9 protein-coding genes are annotated in these 17,224 nt (G+C 70.9%); 3 read left to right on the plus strand and 6 right to left on the minus strand.

Translation table 11 applies throughout. The features are described 5' to 3' along the window. Positions 1-9 precede the first annotated feature (9 nt). The 5 genes from ACN28I_RS21970 to ACN28I_RS21990 form a co-directional block, all read right to left on the minus strand. Positions 10-378: a hypothetical protein gene (locus tag ACN28I_RS21970; protein ID WP_420943911.1), complete on the minus strand. Its 369-nt coding sequence runs from the start codon at positions 376-378 to the stop codon at positions 10-12. A gap of 197 nt (positions 379-575) precedes the next feature. Continuing rightward, complete coding sequence (locus ACN28I_RS21975; RefSeq protein WP_420943912.1) at positions 576-2,558, minus strand: ELWxxDGT repeat protein; 1,983 nt, start codon at positions 2,556-2,558, stop codon at positions 576-578. A gap of 174 nt (positions 2,559-2,732) precedes the next feature. Next, entirely contained in the window at positions 2,733-5,531 is a 2,799-nt protein-coding gene (locus tag ACN28I_RS21980; protein WP_420943913.1) for a kelch repeat-containing protein, read from the minus strand. 291 nt (positions 5,532-5,822) lie between these two features. Next, entirely contained in the window at positions 5,823-7,025 is a 1,203-nt protein-coding gene (locus ACN28I_RS21985) for a phosphatase domain-containing protein (protein ID WP_420943914.1), read from the minus strand. Beyond that, positions 7,016-9,496 (minus strand): RiPP maturation radical SAM C-methyltransferase, encoded by a 2,481-nt coding sequence (locus tag ACN28I_RS21990; RefSeq protein WP_420943915.1) that lies wholly within the window; start codon positions 9,494-9,496, stop codon positions 7,016-7,018. The genes ACN28I_RS21985 and ACN28I_RS21990 overlap by 10 nt, the downstream gene beginning before the upstream one ends. A 70-nt stretch (positions 9,497-9,566) precedes the next feature. Between ACN28I_RS21990 and ACN28I_RS21995 the strand changes: the two genes are divergently transcribed. The 3 genes from ACN28I_RS21995 to ACN28I_RS22005 all read left to right on the plus strand — a co-directional run bounded on the left by ACN28I_RS21995 (position 9,567) and on the right by ACN28I_RS22005 (position 15,072). Continuing rightward, the gene (locus ACN28I_RS21995) at positions 9,567-10,964 is read left to right on the plus strand and encodes a hypothetical protein (RefSeq protein ID WP_420943916.1); all 1,398 of its coding nucleotides are present in this window, start codon (positions 9,567-9,569) and stop codon (positions 10,962-10,964) included. Between the two features lie 164 nt (positions 10,965-11,128). Further along, the gene (locus tag ACN28I_RS22000) at positions 11,129-12,073 is read left to right on the plus strand and encodes a protein kinase domain-containing protein (protein WP_420943917.1); all 945 of its coding nucleotides are present in this window, start codon (positions 11,129-11,131) and stop codon (positions 12,071-12,073) included. A gap of 836 nt (positions 12,074-12,909) precedes the next feature. Next, positions 12,910-15,072 (plus strand): tetratricopeptide repeat protein, encoded by a 2,163-nt coding sequence (locus ACN28I_RS22005; protein WP_420943918.1) that lies wholly within the window; start codon positions 12,910-12,912, stop codon positions 15,070-15,072. On the opposite strand, the gene ACN28I_RS22010 is transcribed toward ACN28I_RS22005, so the two are convergent. Then, entirely contained in the window at positions 15,035-17,224 is a 2,190-nt protein-coding gene (locus ACN28I_RS22010; RefSeq protein ID WP_420943919.1) for a GAF domain-containing protein, read from the minus strand. The genes ACN28I_RS22005 and ACN28I_RS22010 overlap by 38 nt on opposite strands.

The raw sequence follows: 17,224 nt of genomic DNA on the forward strand, positions 1-17,224 counted from the left end.
GCGCTTGTCCTAGTAGCGCGAGGGGGTATTCGGATCGAAGCCGATGGGAGGCGTCACCTCCACCTCCTTCTCGCGCTCGGTGCGCACGTCGTACTGGTCGTGGTCCTGGAACTTGGCGCTGTCCATGCGGGCCTCGGACAGCGAGTCCGTCCCCATGCCCAACCGGTCGGCCGCCTGCAGCGCCTCGCCCACACTGGCCTTCTGGAGCTGGTCCTTGTCCAACGAGAGGCGGATGTCATCGCCCTCGATGGTCTCCACGGACCGGAAAGGCACCCGGTAGTCCTTGGCGTAGAACACGCCCTTCTCCACCACGAAGGCATCGTCCGCCAGGCCGATCACCTTGCCCACCCGGTGCCCGTCCCTGCTCTTCACATCCATGCCAACCCGAACATCCATCCGCTGCGCCATCGCTCGCTCCTGCCGCGGTGAGGGAACGGAGGCGGCCGGTCCTCCCGGACGCCTCCCCGGCGGAAGATGGGAATCGCGATGGTTTCGAGCAGCGGGGCCTTGCCCCCTCGCCTCCCCGGCTGCCCGGGCGCCCTCGTGAGGCGCCCGGGTGAGCCGCTCTGGAAGGGTTACGGAGAGGTGCGGCGGCGGCGCGCCATCAGCGGAACGAGCGTGCCCAGCAACAGCCAGGCCGCATCGGCCGAGAAGCCCGAGGTGCAGCCGCACCCGGAGCCGCCCGCCGCGGCGACCTTCACCGTGAAGGAGCAGCTCGCCCTGTTGCCCGAGGCATCCGTCGCCGAGACCTCCACGCGGTTGTTGCCCACGGGGAAGGTGCTCCCGGACGCCGTGCTGTAGCCGAGGGTGACGTCCGAGATGCTGTCCGTCGCCTGCGCCGGCGCGTAGTTGACCACCGCGCCCGCGTCGCTGGTGGCGGTGGCCTCCACGTCCGCCGGACAGGTCAGGGTGGGCGCTCCGCTGTCCTTCACCGTCACCGTGAAGGAGCAGGTGTTGGTGTTGCCCGCGGCGTCGGTGGCCGTGGCCGTCACCACGTTGTCCTTCACGGGGAAGGCCGTCCCGGACTCCTGGCTGTAGCTCACCGCGGGAGCCGCGGAGCCCTCATCCGTCGCCGTCGCGGGATCGAAGTTCACCGTGGCGCCCGAGCGGCCCGTGGCCTCCACCGTGACATTCCCCGGGCAGGTGATGGACGGCGGCGTGCAGTCGCCGAAGAACTCCGGGGTCAGCGAGTACAGCTCCCGCCCCTGCGCGGCGTCCTCGGCAGAGTAGTAAAGGGTGCCGCCCGTGAACGTCAGCGCCTGCGGATTGTTGGCGGCCAAGGCGTCCACCGCCCGGGTCCCCGCCTCCGTCCCATCGCTCAGCCACAGCGTGGCGCCAGAGCCGTCGTCCGCCACGAAGAAGAGCCTCGAGCCCCCGGCCGTCAGCAACTGCGGCATCGAGCCCGTGCTCCCGGCGCGGATGTCCTTGACGCGCACCGTGCCCGCCGCCGTCCCGTCGCTCTTCCACAGCTCCACCCCGCTGACGCCGTCATCCGCGGTGAAGTAGAGCGTCCCCCCCACGTCGGTGAAGTCTCCCGGGAAGGAGTCCGCCGCTCCGCTCCGGATGTCCTTGACCATCACGGTCCCCGCCGCCGTCCCGTCGCTCACCCACAGCTCGGCGCCATTCACCTCGTTGTCGAGACGGAAGAAGAGCTTGCCGCCCACCGCCACCAGGTTCTCGGGCGCGGGGTGGAAGGGCTTGCCGAAGATGTCCTTCACGCGCACCGTGCCCGCTTCCGTCCCGTCGCTCTTCCACAACTCGTTGTCCGTCGAGCCGTCGTTGGCCGTGAAGAAGACGGTGGAGCCCACCGCCGTCACGTCACCGACGCTGGCGTTGAGCGCCCCCGGGGCGATGTCCTTGACGCGCACCGTGCCCGCTTCCGTCCCGTCGCTCTTCCACAGCTCGAAGCCATGGGTGCCGTCATCCGCGGAGAAGAAGAGGGTGTTGCCCGCCACCCGCAGCGTCCTGGCGGCCAGGCCACTGCGCAGGCCGGGGTTGATGTCCTTGATGATCCGCGTGCCGGCGAACGTCCCGTCCGACTCCCACAGCTCGCGGCCCTGCTCGTGGTTGAAGGCGGTGAGGTAGGCCTTGCCGCCCAGCTTGACGATGTCCGTGGTGCCACCGGACTCCAGCCCCTCGCCGATCTCCCGGACCATCACCGTGCCCGCCGCCGTCCCGTCGCTCTTCCACAGCTCGACGCCGTGCTCGCCATCATCCGCGGTGAACAGCAGCGTCCCGTTCAGGTCGGTCAGCAGATCCGGGATGGAGTCCCCTCCCGGGTGGATGTCCTTGACCATCACCGTCCCCGCCGCCGTCCCGTCGCTCTTCCACAGCTCGGTGTTGCTGCCGACCGTGGCGCCGCTCGCCGCGAAGTAGACCGTCGTGCCCATCCGCTGGAAATGCATGGGGGACGAGCTGGGCACCCCCGGAGCCACGTCCTTGATGACCGTGGGAGGACGGCACCCCGGAACCGGAGTGGCCTGCGCCTGGGCCAAGGAACTTCCCCCCGCCAGCGCGAGCGCCAGCAGCCACGAACACTCCATGGAACGATGAGACATCTGCGGACTTCCTTCCGAGAAGAGCGGGTGCCCCCCCCCGAGGCACACCCGCAAAGAAACAGGGGACGCGGGCTCGAGAGCCTCGCGTCCCCTGCATGAAAGCCTGTTACGCCTCGGATTGCATCACCGGGAGGGCTGCTGCCGCCCTCCCGGCCCCTCGGCGACGAGCCGTGATTACAGCTCGGACAGGTCGTAGTACTCGGCCGACGCCTGGTCGTGGTTGCTCACACCGCCCACCGCGAGCACCGTGCCGTTGTTGAGCAGGGTGGCGGTGTGCTTGTAGCGGTCCACGTTCATGGCCGCCGTCTCGCTCCAGGTGCCCGTGGCCGGGTTGTAGAGCTCGGACGCCGTCATGATGCCCGTGAACTGGTGGTAACCACCGGCCACCAGCACCCGGCCATCCGGGAGCACGTTGGCGGTGTGGAACCGGCGGGGCGCGCCCATGCTGCCCGTGGCCGACCAGGTGTTGGTGGCCGGGTCATACAGCTCGGCCGACGAGCTCAGCGCCACGTCGATGCCCGAGCCGCCCGCGACCAGCACCTTGCCGCCAGGCAGCAGGGTGGCGGTGTGGGAAGCGCGGCCCGTGCTCAGGCTCGCGGCGGCCGTCCACTTCCCGGTGGCCGGGTCGTAGAGCTCCGCGGAGGAGATGAGGCCGTCGGAGGCGTCGCTGCCACCCGTCACCAGCACCTTGCCGCCAGGCAGCAGGGTCATGGTGTGGAAGGCGCGGGCCGTGTTCAGGCTGCCGGTGTAGGACCAGGTGTTGGTGGCCGGGTCATACAGCTCGGCCGAGGCCAGCGTGGCGCTGTCGTACTCACCCGTGCGGCCACCGGCCACGAGGACCTTGCCGTTGGGCAGCAGGACCGCGCTGTGGTGGTAGCGCTGGGTGTTGAGGATGCCCGCGGGCCTCCACCTGCCCAGGGCCGGCACGTACACCTCGGCGGTGGCGCTGGTGAGGGGGCACACGCCGCCGCCCGCGATCAGCACCCGGCCATCCTGCAGCTTGGTGGCCGTGTGGCCGCGGTGCGAGCCCAGGGTGTTGCCCGTGGCGGACCAGGTCTTGGTCTCCGGGTTGTACAGCTCCGAGGTGGTGTTGAAGCCACCGGCCACCAGCACCCGGCCGTCGTCCAGCAGGGTGGCGGTGTGGAGCAGCCGCGGCAGCGCCATGCTGCCCGTCAGGATCCAGCCGCCGCCCCGGTCCTCGCACAGGCCGGAGGCGCCCGGAACGACCGTGACCGTGCGGTACGCGGTGCCGACGTTGCCGGCCGCGTCCTTCGCCGCGTAGGTCAGCGTGTAGGTGCCCGGCGTCTTGGTGTCGACGGAGCCCGAGACGGTCACCGCGGACGACAGGTCACCGAAGCACACGTCCGTGGCCGAGGCGCCCGCCTCGACGTACGAGGTGCGGCACTCCACGGTCACCGAGGCGTAGCCCGCCAGGGACACCACGGGGGCCTGGGTGTCGGCCACCGTCACCGTGTTGGAGCAGGTGGCGACGTTGCCGAAGTAGTCCGTCGCGGTGTGCGTGACGGAGGTGGTGCCCAGCGGGAAGCTGCCGGCGCCCGGGCTGCTCGCCACGGACGGGATGCCGCAGTTGTCGGAGCTGCTCGCCGTGCCGGGGTCCGCGCTCGCCGCGCCACCGGAGCACTCGGCCGTCACGTTGGCCGGGCACACCAGGCTCGGCAGCGTGTCGTCGACCACGCTCACCGTCGCCGAGCAGGTGGACTTCAGGCCCGCCTTGTCCGTGCAGGTCAGCGTCACGGCGGTGGTGCCGGGACCGAAGGCCGACGTGGACTGCGTGCAGCCCACCAGGTCACCGTCCGGGTCGGTCGAGCCGTTGTCGATGGAGCCGGTGGCGCCGCAGGTGGCGTTGGCCGACAGCGTCAGGTTCTTGCACTTCGCCTCGGGCGGACGGTTGAGGACCGCGATGGTGCACGAGGCGCTGCAGGTGCCAGAGCCGTTGAGGGCGCCGTTGTCACACTGCTCGCCGGCGTTCACCACGCCGTCACCGCACCAGTTCAGCCGGCACGTGGAGGAGCAGGGGGTGCCGGGCTTGCCGTTGTTGGCGCCGGTGTCGCACTGCTCGGGGTACTGCGTCACGCCGTCGCCGCAGTTCACGGGCACCGCGCCGCGGGCCAGGATGTAGGGCACGCCGTGCGAGCCGTCCGCGAAGTCCCTGGAGCCCGGGAAGCGCGAGCCGTACATCGGGTCACGCGCGATGGCGAGCGGGGTGAAGTTGGCCTCGGGGTAGGTGTCGAAGGCCTCGTGAACGGAGCAGCTCCAGTTGGAGAGCGTGGCGTCCGTCAGGCCCGTGAGGGCCGAGTGGCTGGCCACGATGTGGGCGTCGTTGTAGCAGCCCACGCCCGTCACGGTGAAGGTACCGAACGGCTGCATGATGGGCAGCGGCGTCTTGGGCGCGGCCCCGTCGTAGTAGCAGCTCAGGCTGATGTACATACCCGTCTTGCCTTCCTGAGCGGCGGCGAACTTGACGGAGTTGATGGTGAGCAGGCCGTTGTCGCGGCCCCTGTGGAACACGGGGTCGGTACCGACCAGGATGACGTTACCGTCGACGACCGGGCCCCAGACGTTGCGGTTGGCCACGGCGGCGGCGATCAGGCTCACGCCACTGCACGTGTTGTCACCGAGAATCAGGGCGCGGTAGGTGGCGAAGTCCGCCGAGGTCTTCGCGGCCCAGGCCGCGTCGCTCGCGAGCTCCACCGTATAGCCCTGCGCCCGGGCGGCGGTGGCCTCGAGGCTGGTGCTGCCACCGGTCACCGTGCTGGCCAGGATGAGCACCTTGTTGGTGCTGCCCACGCCCTGAGCACGCGTGCTCACCGCGGAAGGCGCCTCGTCCGACTTCGCGCTGTCCGCGTCCGACGGCATCTCGCCGCCGCACGCCGCGATCAACAGCGCGCTCATCGCCATCAGCATCCGTGCACGGATGCCGCTACAGCTCCTCTTCAGGGTCTCAGTTTGCATTCGTCCCCCCTCTGTTCTCGTTCGGGCGCATCACAGTTCTCCATTGGAGACCGGCCTGCACCAGGAACGGCGAGGTCTCCCTCACCGCTTCGCATTCGGCAGTGCGCTCCTGGCTTCCTACTGACGATGCAGGACCGTCATTGGACTTTTACACCAGTTCCACCCAAGAAATGAATCACTCTTTTAAGCGAACCAAGCCGCCAGCCCCGCAGAGGCCGACAGTGCTGGAATGACGACTTTCCACGCGCTTCCATTCATCTCGGGAAACGATGTGGCATGAATACTTTCATGTCAGGCTTTGGAGCCCGTGAGGGCCTCGGCGCGCCGGAGATCACGCTCCAGTTCTGCCACACGGGACTGACGTTGGGGGTCGGAGGCGAAGGGCACGCGCGCCAGCTCTTCCCGGGCGGCGCGAGCGACGCGGGCCACTCCGTCCCGGGCGATGACCCCCACCTCGAAGGCCTCCGCCGCGGCCCCTATATAGGTGTCGAAGAAGAAGATGCGTTTGCCGCGCCACGTCATGCGGACGGGCTCGGGGGTGTCGATCACATCGTGGATGAACACGGCCCGCACCGACTCCGGGTGCTCCGCCAGCATCCTCTCACCAAATGCGACATCCCCCTGGCCGCTGTCGCCCGTGAAGACGAAGCCATACTCGGGATAGAGCTGCACGTAGCGGCTGAAGTTCTCGAACTTCATGGCGGCGATGCGCGAGTTGCCCAGCAGGTGGGTGAATGCCCCCGAAAGCATCACCGCCGACGACACCCCGTGCTCGCGCAGCGTGGCCAGCGTCCGGTCCTCGATGAGGCCGAGCGGATCCTGCGGCCGCGCGCTGATGAAGGTGAGGTCCCCCTCGCGCCCGGGGATGGTGCCCGGCCCCCGGTCCAACTCGCGGTAGAACTGGAGCACACCGGGGTACACCGTCTTGGGCGGGTAGCGCGCGTCCTTCCAGTTGGCCAGGAAGGTGTCGTCGATGTCGCTGAGCACCTTGTTCTCGCCACTCGGGGCGGCGGCGGCTTCCCGCTGGATGTGTGTGAGGATGTCCTGCCGGATGCGCGCGTCGTCCACATCGTGGAAGAGCAGTTGTTGCAAGTCGTGGGAGTGGCCCCGGCCATCGAGCAGGTTCTTGAACTCGGACAGCTCGCGGCCGCGCAACCCGAGGAACAGGGCGCGCACCATGCGCTCGGCCAGCCCGTGGGTGTCTCCCTTCTGGAGCGCGGCGATGAGCGCGACGCGGACGGGCAGGCCCAGCTCGGAGGCCCGCTTCACGCACAGCAGCTCCAGCAAGGCGGTGAGGTTGTCCGGGCCCACCACCCGGTCATCCACGTCACCGAGCAACGCGTCCAGGTCCACGTTGCTCAGCAGGTAGTTGAGCTCGGCGCCGGTCGCGCCGGAGAACAGCTCGAGGATGCGCTGCTCCTCGCTCCGGTCGGTATGACCGGTCATCGAGGAACGGAGCGATTGGAGTTTCCGGGCGGCGGCGTTCAGGTCCACGCGCCCAGCCTACAGCGAGCTCCCCCTCTCCACCGCCAGAGGTGCCCCCCGGTCCCTGTGTACCGCCCGTCAGACCGCCCGGTGCGCCGGGTCCCTGCGTCGCGGTGGTGGTGACACCGGGTCCCCCAGGACCCTGCGTCTGCGCGAAGGTCTGTCCTCCCGGCGCGCCGGGCGCTCCAGGGCCCGAGAGCGTCGCATACACCCCGGGGCCTCCGGGTGCGCCAGGGCCAGAGAACGCCGCATACGTCCCGGGCCCCCCGGGCGCGCCAGGTCCGGTGATGCCCATGCTCGCGACGGGAGCCCCCGGTGGGGCGAAGCTCGCGACCGGCATGGGGACGGGCATGCCCATGAAACAGACATACGCCGGCACCAGGAAGGGGAACATGGCCGGCATCTGCGGAACGGCCATGAAGTTCATCATCGGGTGGGGCATGGGCGGAGGCCCCACTCCGGCCGGGGGCGCCATCGAGAGCGTGCTCAAGGGCACCTCGGTCAGGTCTCCCGCCTCCCCCACGCGCTCCAGCTTCACGGCCGCTCCCGTCGCCGAATCCACCGTCAGCAGGTATCTCGTCTGCTTCGACATCTCCCCTCCCTTTGATTGTCAGTGGGCTCTCGCGAGCCGCTCCGTCCGCAGTTCTTCCGGAAGCATCGCCAGCGTCACCAGGAGCGAGCCCAGGCTGGCGATGATGCCCCGCTCGAGCAGCCGGGACAGCTCTCCCTCCAGGGCCCTGGCATTCGAGGCGCTGGTGGCCTCCGCCGCCGTCCGCAGCGCCTGCTCGCGTGAAGTGGGCGCATCGCACGCCAGCAGCAGCGACACGGTGGCCTCGGCCAGACGCTCGCTGGCGGGCGCGACGTTGAAGCGGCTGTCCACGAGCACGAAGCCGCCCTGCCAGTGTGGCCGCACGGCGAGCTTCTCCGTTGTCCCGCCGCCGGTGGCGCTCCTGCCACTGGAGGATAAAGGAGTGGAGTTGTGCGCCCCGGGCGAGCACCTCGTGGAAGCGCGGGTGCTCGTAATCGAAGTAGTAGGCCAGCTCGTGCAGCGTCTCCTCCGGCAGCGAGAAGACGTGCCGGTAGGCCGGCATGGGCCGGATGCCGGTGAAGCCCTGCTCCCTCCAACCCGCGTGGTTGGGGCTGAAGCGGTCCATGCGGATGGGCGAGCAGATGTCCGGGGGCCGCAGGTGCGCCATCTTCCGGAGGAGCGCGAGCGTGCGCGCGTAGTCGTCCACGTCCTCGCGGGGGAAGCCGTAGATGACGTTCCAGAGCGAGTCCACGCCGGATTCCTGGCACCAGCGCAGCAGCGCCACGTTCTGCGCGCCCGACACGCCCTTGCGCATCACCTTGAGCGTTCCGTCCGCCAGCGTCTCCACACCGGCCTGCACCCGGGTGATGCCCGCCTCCCGTAGCAGCCGCACCTGGCGGCGTTTGAGGTTGGATTTGATCTCGAAGAACTTCTCCGTGCGCACCGGCTGGCCCGCCCAGTGGGGCAGCAGGTCCTTGAAGTAGTCCATCGCCAGGATGTTGTCGGCGTACTGCACGGGCGTGGCGCCATGGCGCCGGCCCACCTCCTCCAGCTCGTCCACCACGCGCCGCCAGCTCTTGCGGCGGAAGGTCATCGCCTCGCCGTTGAGGCCGCAGAAGGTGCAGTGCGAGTGCTCTCCCCACCAGCAGCCGCGCGAGGCTTCCAGCGGCAGCCACATTCCGGCCGCCAGCTCCGGGGCGCTCGTGCGCACCAGGTGGAAGAAGTCCTCGTAGTCGGGCGTCGGCAGTGCGTCGAGGTGGGCGTAGCCCGGCTCCTTGCGCCGGGGCGACTCGCGCACCTCGCCGCCCTCCCGGTAGAGGAAGCCCGGAGGCACTTCGCCGCGGCCCTCGCGCAGGTTCTCGCAGAGCTGGGGAAAGGAGACGTCCGCCTCGCCCGTGGCCACGTAGTCGAGGAACCCGTACTGCTCCATGTACTGCCGGCCCATGCCCGCCTCGAAGTTGGCGCCGCCGGCCACCAGCTTCACCTTCGGATAGCGCTCGCGAATCATCCGCGCCAGGCACAGCGAGGGCATCGTCTGCTCGAAGGTGCTGGTGAAGCCCACCAGCTCGTACTGGCCCCAATCACAGGCTTCGAAGACGACACGCAGGAACGCGGGCGCCACCTCCTCCAGGGCCCAGATGTGCTCGCGCGGCGCGGCGGGCATTCCCCACACCGGATGGTCCAACACCTCTCGCGCGTACGCCTCCCGCGCTCCCTCGCGCCGCCCGTGGAAGGCCTGCGCGAAGGCCCACTCCCCGGCCAGCGCCGTCATGGGCGCCTCATGGCAGAAGAAGCGGTAGGACTCCGCTCCCAGCATCTTCCAGAGGGTGACGTTGAAGTACTTCGTCTGGCACTCGATGCCCCGGGCCTTCACCGCCGCCTGGAGCAGGCCCGCGGCGAGACTCGGGCGGTGGACCGCCGCCAGCGGCATCACGACCAGCGCGACCTTCATGGGCCCGGCAGCATAGGAGAGCCCTCCCCGCCCGCCAATGCGGGTCCGTACGTATGGCAGAATCTCCGGAATGTCCGCGCCCCTGTCCCCACCGCTCGAGGCCCTGCGCCGCCAGCTCGAAGGCCGGTGGGAGCACATCGAGCGGGCCCGGGAGCGCTACACCCTCCTCACGCGGCACCTCGCCTCCTTCCAATGGCAGAGCGCACTGAGGAGCCGACCGGAGCTGCTGAAGGAGACGCGGGAGCAGGAGGCGAAGCTCTCCGAGGTGCTCACCTACGTGGAGCACCGCGCCAGCCGGGAGCAGTGGCCCCAGGAGCATCCGGGGCTGCGCGTCCTGAAGGAGCTGCGTTCCCTGCGCGCGGAGCTGGAGGCCCTGGCCGGCAAACGGCTCGCGCAAGCCTCCCCCCACGACGGGGCTTCTCTCGTGGAAGCGCTGGACGCGCTGGAAGCACTGGCACTCGCGCTCCCGCCCCGGCCGCCTGACGCGGAAGACCCCGTGCTCTTCGAGGACTGGATGCTCTCCTGGCCCTCGCCCGGCCAGGTCTGGCTCACCCCGAAGCGGCTGCTCTGGCAACCCTGGTTCGGCGAGCCGGTCCAGCTCCCCCTCGCCGCTCTCGAGCCCGCGGCCATCACCCTGCTTCCCGGGTGGATCGGCGTCCGCGTGAAGCGGAAGGGGCTCACCCTCTTCTCCCTCTCCTACTCCGAGACCCTGGCCTCGCTGATCCGGCTCGGCGTCCGGAGCGCACACCCGCGGCTCGAGCAGCCCCAGGTGCACGACGTGGTCACCCACCTGGCGTACGTCCCCCGGGGGGACTCGGAAGCGCCCAGGCGCTGGGGCCTGGGCGTGTTCGGGCCCCACGGAGTCGCCCTCCTCCCAGCGCGCCACCGCACCCTCCTCGACCTCTGCCGGAGCCTCGTGGGCCTGGAGGCCCGTCGTCCCCAGGACTCGGAGCTGCGGCGGCTGGAGGCCGTGGTGGAGCACCTGCGGCTGCTGCCTCCCGATGAGTACACCCAGGCCCTGCGGGAGCTGACCCACGCGCGGGGTGGGAGGTTCTGGCCGTCCACCGAGCGCCCACTCCGCGGGCTCACCGGACAGGACGTCACGCTCCAGGCCGGAAAGCAGCGTCTCGTGGTCACCCGGCCCGAGTACGCCGTCCGCCAGTTCCTCGAGCGCCATCCACCCGCGAGCTCCCGCCCGCCGAAGCAGCGCTGGTGGCGAAAGCACAAGGTCAGGGTGGGCATCGCCGCCGGCCTGGCCCTCTACTACATGTCCTTCATGGGGGTGGGGATAGACAAGCCGCTCGGGTACGCCGGGTGGGCACTCTTCGCCTGGGCCTGCATGAGCTTCTCGAAAGACAAGGGCTACTCCGTGCTGCCCGGACTGCTGGTCTCCATCTTCTTCCCGCTGTTCGCGTGCTTTCCCTGGGTGCTCCTCTTCGTGCTCGGCAGCCCGAAGGAGGAGTCGTGACTGCCCGGAGAAGACCCACGCACGTGAGGGAATTCCACCTACAACGTCTCCCTTCAGCCATTTGGCTGTAGCGCCCTGTTCATGACGCGGTACGGGGCTCACCTCCCGGATGGCGTGTGGCACAATCCGGCCCGGTTCCCCCCCCGGTGTCCGGAATGGCTCCGATGACCTCCTCTGGTAGCGAGCGGCTCTTCGTGGGCCGCTACAGGCTGCTGCGATCCATCACCCCCGTGGGGCGGGACGAGACGTATGAGGCGCTCGATGTGGAACGCCAGCAGCGCGTCACGCTGAGGCTGGTCCGCACGAGCGGCGGAGACCGGGAGACGCTGGAGCGCCTCGAGCGCGAGCTGCACCGGGCCCGGGACGTGGTGAGTCCCCACGTGCAGCGCATCCTGGAGGTGGGCCGCCACCACGACGAGACGTCCGGGGTGGAGCAGCCCTTCCTGACCACGGAGCTGCTCGAGGGCGACAGCCTCGAGGAGCGGCTGCGCCAGCGCGGTCCACTCTCGCCCCAGGAGGCGCTGCCCCTGGCCCGCCAGCTCTGCGAGGGCCTGGCCACACTGCACGACGCGGGCCTCGTCCACGGAGATCTCCGCAGCGCCCGGGTGATGCTCATGCCGGCACCGGAGGGGACGCGCGCCATCCTCGCCGCGCCCGCGTGGGCCTGGGAGGCCGGAACCCCGCCGGCCACCGCCCCCCATCTGGCACCCGAGCGGCACCAGGGCTCCGTGCCCACGGGCGCCTCGGACCTCTACTCGTTGGGCCTCGTCCTGCTCGAGCTTCCTCGCGGGCGCGCTGTCCTCGCCCGAGTCCGAGACGATGACCCTGCTCGAGCAGCTTCGCCGCGGCTCGCCGTCCGCGGAGGGGCTGGGACTGCCCCACCGCTGGGAGGTGGTCATCCGCCGCTGCATGGATCCTCTCCCGCGCAAGCGCTTCACCAGCGCCCGCGAGGTGGTCCGCACGCTCGTGCAGCCCAGCGGGGTGCCCCGTCCGCTCGACGAGCCGAGCGTCGCCATCCGCACCGTGCTGTTGTTGGACCTCACCGACAGCACCCGGCTCGTCGAGTCCCTGGGCGACGCGCGCGCCGCCGAGCTCTTCGCCCGGCATGATCAACTCGCCCGCGAGCTGCTGCACCTGCACGGCGGGCAGGAGATCGACAAGACCGACGGCTTCCTGCTGCTCTTCGAGCGGCCGGTGGAAGCCACGCGTTACGCCCTCGCCTACCACGAGCGGCTTGCCCTGCTGGAGCGGGAGCAGGGAGTGCGGCTCCAGGCGCGTGCGGGCATCCACCTGGGCGAGGTGGTGCTGCGCGAGAACCCGCCCCACCTGGTGGCCCAGGGCGCCAAGCCCGTGGACGTGGAGGGACTCACCAAGCTGATCGCCGCGCGCATCATGCCGCTGGCCCAGGGTGGGCAGACGTTGATGACGCGCGCCGCCTTCGACATCGCCCGCCGCGCCGTCGTGGGCACCAGCGGGGTGGGACCCGGGCTGTCCTGGCGCGCCCATGGCTTCTACCTGCTGGCCGGGGTGGAGGAGCCGGTGGAGGTGTGCGAGGTGGGCGTGGTGGGCAAGGCGCCGCTGATGGCGCCCATGGACACGGCCAAGGCCCGGCGCGTCACCCTCTCGAGCCCCTCGCTGCCCGCCATTCCCACGGTGCCCGCCGCGCCCAGGAAGGAGCGCCGGATCCGCGGAGTGCTGATCGCGCTGTGCGGGCTCCTGCTCGCCGCGCTGGGCGGTTACGCGGCGCGGACAGGGCCGGCCCCGGAGTGGAGCCCCGAGAGCCCCGCTCCCACCAGCACGGAGGAACGGAAGGTGAAGCCACGCCGCGCGGTGGCGGTGCTCGGCTTCAAGAACCTCAACGGACGGGCCGAGGCCGCGTGGCTGTCCACGGCCTTCTCCGAGATGCTCACCGCCGAGGCTCGCCGCGGGGGAGGACCTGCGCCTGGTGTCGGGCGAGACCGTCGTGCGGATGAAGCAGGAGCTGTCCCTGACGGACAGCGAGAGCCTGGCGCCCGACACGCTCGCCCGCATCCGCGAGCACCTGGGAGTGGACCTCGTGGTGCTCGGCTCCTACCTGGCGCTGCCGGAGGAGACGGGAGGCAAGCTCAGCCTCGTCCTCCGGCTGCAGGACGCCTCCAGCGGTGAGGAGGTGGCCATGCTCAGCGAGAAGGGGACGCAGGCGGAGATCCTCGAGCTCGTCGCGCGCATGGGCGACCAGCTCCGGGGGAAGCTCGGCCCGCACGGCACGACGGCGGACACCGGGCGCATCACGGGCGCGCGGCCCGCCAACGCCACCGCGCTGCGCCTCTACGCCGAGGGCCTCGCCCGGCTGCGCTCCTACGAGCCCCTGACAGCCCGGGACTTCTTCACCCAGGCCATCGCCTCGGACCCCCGTTTCGCCCTGGCCCACTCCGCCCTCGCGGAGACGTGGGCGGTGCTCGGCTACGACACGCGTGCGCTCGAGGCGGCCCAGCGGGCGCTCGCGCTCGCCAAGGGCCTGTCCCGCGAGGAGCAACTGCTGGTGGAGGGCCGCGTCCACGAGATGGAGAAGGATTGGGCCAGGGCGGTGGACAACTACCGCACCCTCTCCAGCCTCTTCCCGGACAACCTCGACCACGGCCTGCGGCTCGCCAGCGCCCAGTCCTCCGGAGGCCAGGGACGCGACGCGCTCGCCACCCTCGCCGAGCTTCGCGGCCGCATGGCCCCGCCCGCCTCCGGCGACGGGCGCATCGACCTCGCCGAGGCCCAGGTGCGCCACAGCCTCTCCGACTATAAAGGTGTGCTGCCCCTGGCCGCGAGCGCGGTGGAGAAGGGCACCGCGCGGGGCTCTCGCCTGCTGGTGGGCCGGGCCCGTCTGGCGCAATGCAACGCCCTGCTGCGTCTGGGCAACCCCCCGGATGCCACCACCGCCTGCCAGCAGGCCCTGCGCATCTTCGTCGAGGCCGGGGATCCGGGCTCCGAGGGGCAGACGCTCAACCGGCTGGCCAACATCGCCTACGAGGAGGGCAACTACGAGGAGGCCAAGCGCGTCTTCTCCGAGGCGTTGCGCATCTGGAAGGACATCAACCACCGGGGCGGCGTGGCCCTGGCGCTGCAGAACATCGCAGACACCCTGCTCATGCAGGGCCGGCTCGTCCAGGCCGAGCCGCTCTTCGAGGAGGCGCTGTCCATCGAGCGGGAGATCAACGACCGGCGCTACGAGGGGCTGACGGCCACCAACCTGGCCCAACTGCGGTTGATGCGCGGAGACCTGGCCCGGGCGCGCAAATCCGGAGAGGAGGGCGTGCGCCTGAGCCGGGAGACGGGCTACCGCTACGCCCTGCAGGTGGGGCTGTGGACGCTGGGCAACCTCGCGCTGGAAGAGGGCCACCCGGAGGAGGCGCGGCGGCACTACACGGAAGGGCTCGCCCTCTCCCGGCAGACGCAGGATGACCGCTATATCGCCTACCACCTCCAGGGCGACGGGACGGTGGCGCTGCTGGAGGGGAACCTGGTGCGCGCGCGCGGCCAATATGAGGAGGCACTGAAACTGCGCCGGAAGCTGGAAGGCCGCAGCGAGGTGGCCGAGACACAGGTGGCGCTCGGGCTGCTGGCGGTGGAGGAGGACAGGCCTGAGGCCGGACTGGAGCCGCTGCGGGCCGCGGCGGAGACGCTGCACGGCCTGGGGCTGCCGGATGGAGCGGCCCAGGCCCACACGGCCCTCGCCCTGGCGCACCTGGCCCGGCGCCAACCCGCCCTGGCGCGCGAGGCGAGCGCCCGGGCGGAGGCCCTCGCCACCCGGAGCCAGCACGTCCAGACGCGGCTCGGCTCGGCGCTGGTGGCGGCGCGGGTGCTCTCCGCGACGGGCAGGCCCGGCGAGGCGGTGAAGCGGCTGGAGACGGTGCTCGCCGAGGCGCGGCGCAAGGGGCTCGTCCCGCTGGAGTACGAGGCCCGGCTGGCACTCGCGGAGGCGGAGGTGGCCTGGGGCCGGCTCCCCCTGGCCTGGCAGCGGCTGCGGGTGCTGGAGGAGAACGCCCAGGCCCTCGGACTGTCCGGCTTCGTCCGCAAGGCCCAGGCCCTCCGGGCCACCGTCAGCAGCGCGGCCCCCCCCGTGGCAGCTCCACCGTGAAGGTGGCGCCCTTGTCCGGGCGGCTGTCCACGCTCACCCGTCCGCCGAGGGCCTCGACGATCTGCCGGCTGATGTAGAGCCCCAGTCCCAGGCCGCCGTAGTGCCGCACGCTCACCGCGCGCTCGAAGCGCCCGAAGAGGCGCGGCTGGGCCTCGGCGGCGATGCCGATGCCCTCGTCCCGCACGATGAGCCGGGCGCACTCGCCCTCCGCCTCCACGGTGACGGTGACGGGCCGGCCCTGTCCGTACTTGGCCGCGTTGGTGAGCAGGTTGACGATGACCTGATCCACCCGCAGCGCGTCCCACCACCCCACCACGGGCTCCCGGGCCTGGAACGTCACGGCGCAGCCGGCCTGGGTGAACACCTCGCGCAACCGCTCCAGGGCCTCGCGCACGGCGAGCGACAGGTCCACCTCGGACAGCTCCAGGCTGATGCGGCCGGTGGCGATGCGGCTCACGTCGAGCAGCGTGGTGACGAGGCTGGCGAGCCGGTCCACCTGGCGGTGGGCACCTTCCAGCTTGCCGCCGAGTTGCGCCAGCGCGTCCTTCCGCAGGAGCCGCTCGAGCAGGGAGAGCTGCAGCCGCAGCGAGGTGAGGGGCGTCTTCAGCTCATGGCTGGCGATGGAGAGGAACTCGTCGCGCAGGCGGATGGCCTCCTGGGCCTCGCGGTACAGGCGCGCGTTGTCCGCGCAGAGGGCCGCCCGGTGCGCCAGCTCCTCGGCCAGCCGCAGGTCCGCCTCGGAGTACCTCCGGCCGCTCCCGGACTGGAGCAGGGTGAGACAGCCGAGCACCCGGCCGCGCGCCACCAGCGGCACGCAGAGATAGGAGCGGACGCCGAGCTCCCGCAGCAGCGGCACCACCGGGGTGGCCCGGGCAATGGCGGCGAGCCGCTGGTCCGACATGTCCGCGATCCACTCCGGCTGGCCCGTGCGCAGCACCTTGCCCGCCCCGTGCTCGGCCGACAGGTCGATGGGGTTGTGGCGCATGGCCTCGCGTGCCCTCTCCAAAAGGGAGGGTTCCGCATGGGTCAGCGCCAGGTGCTCCGCGCGGCCCTCCGCGGTGAGCACGTCCACGCCGCACCAGTCCGCGAGCTCGGGCACCACCAGCCGCGTCAGGCTCTCCATGGTGGTGGTGTAGTCGAGCGAGCCGGCCAGCAGCGTGCTGGCCTCGGAGAGGAAGCGCTGCCGCCAGGCCACGGCCTCCAGCTCACGCCGCGCGTGTACCTGCGCCATCAAATGGGACTCGGCCTCGGCGCGCGCGGCCTGCTCCCGGTCGAAGAGCCGGGCCCGGTCGAACGCGAGCGCGCCATGGTGCGCCAGCGCCATCATGAAACCGCGGTCATCCGCGTCGAAGACGCGGGGCTCCACGAAGGCGAGCGTGATGGCGCCCAGGGAGGTGTCCTTGGCGCGCATGGGCACATAGGCGCTGGCATGGCGGGCGGAGGCACGCACGTACTCCAGCAGGTGCGGATAGCGCTCCTCGTAGTCCGCGAGCGAGCCCAGCCACTCGGGCTCCCCGGAGAGGAAGGCCCGAGTGAGGGGGAGCGCCACGTCGAGCGGGAGCCGCTCGTACTGGCGTCTCACCTCGGGAGGGACTCCCGCGCAGGCCACCTGCCGCAGCGCCTGGCCCTCCGGCTCCACCAGGCCCACCCAGCCAATCTCCGCGCCCGTCGCCGCCATGGCGCCGCGAAGGAGGACGTCCCCCACCTCCTCGGTGGAGACGGCCGCGGACAGCTTCGCCGTCATCTCCTGCAGCAGCGAGAGCCGGGCGGCGCTCTTCTCCCGGGCCGCCTCCGCCTGGTGGTGCGCCGTCACGTCCCGGAGGAACACCACGAGGTGGCCCTCGCGCGGCACCATGCGCGCCTCGAGCCAGTTGCCCTGGGGGGCATAGAAGGCCTCGAGGGTGATGGGCACCCGCTCCGTCAGGGACCGTTGAGCGGCCGCGCCGAGCGGCGTCTGCCGGAAGTCGGGAAACACCTCCCCCACCTTGCGGCCGAGGAGCTGCTCACGCGGGGAGCCGAGCACCTGCTCGGCCACGGTGTTGAGGTAGGTGAAGCGCCCGTCCGAGTCGAAGACCGTCACCCCGTCGGTGAGCACTTCCAGGAGGGACTCGGGGGGCAGTCCGCCCTTCTCACTGGAATCGGCTGGAGACAT

Origin of the sequence: Archangium gephyra, assembly GCF_049060025.1 — a bacterium.
GTDB lineage: Bacteria > Myxococcota > Myxococcia > Myxococcales > Myxococcaceae > Archangium > Archangium gephyra_A.

Coding starts and splice junctions, on each gene's coding strand:
- ACN28I_RS22000 (WP_420943917.1), top strand. CDS start 11,129: ATGACCTCCTCTGGTAGCGAGCGGCTCTTCGTGGGCCGCTACAGGCTG.
- ACN28I_RS21975 (WP_420943912.1), bottom strand. CDS start 2,558: ATGTCTCATCGTTCCATGGAGTGTTCGTGGCTGCTGGCGCTCGCGCTG.
- ACN28I_RS21980 (WP_420943913.1), bottom strand. CDS start 5,531: ATGCAAACTGAGACCCTGAAGAGGAGCTGTAGCGGCATCCGTGCACGG.
- ACN28I_RS21970 (WP_420943911.1), bottom strand. CDS start 378: ATGGATGTGAAGAGCAGGGACGGGCACCGGGTGGGCAAGGTGATCGGC.
- ACN28I_RS22010 (WP_420943919.1), bottom strand. CDS start 17,224: ATGTCTCCAGCCGATTCCAGTGAGAAGGGCGGACTGCCCCCCGAGTCC.
- ACN28I_RS21990 (WP_420943915.1), bottom strand. CDS start 9,496: ATGAAGGTCGCGCTGGTCGTGATGCCGCTGGCGGCGGTCCACCGCCCG.
- ACN28I_RS21995 (WP_420943916.1), top strand. CDS start 9,567: ATGTCCGCGCCCCTGTCCCCACCGCTCGAGGCCCTGCGCCGCCAGCTC.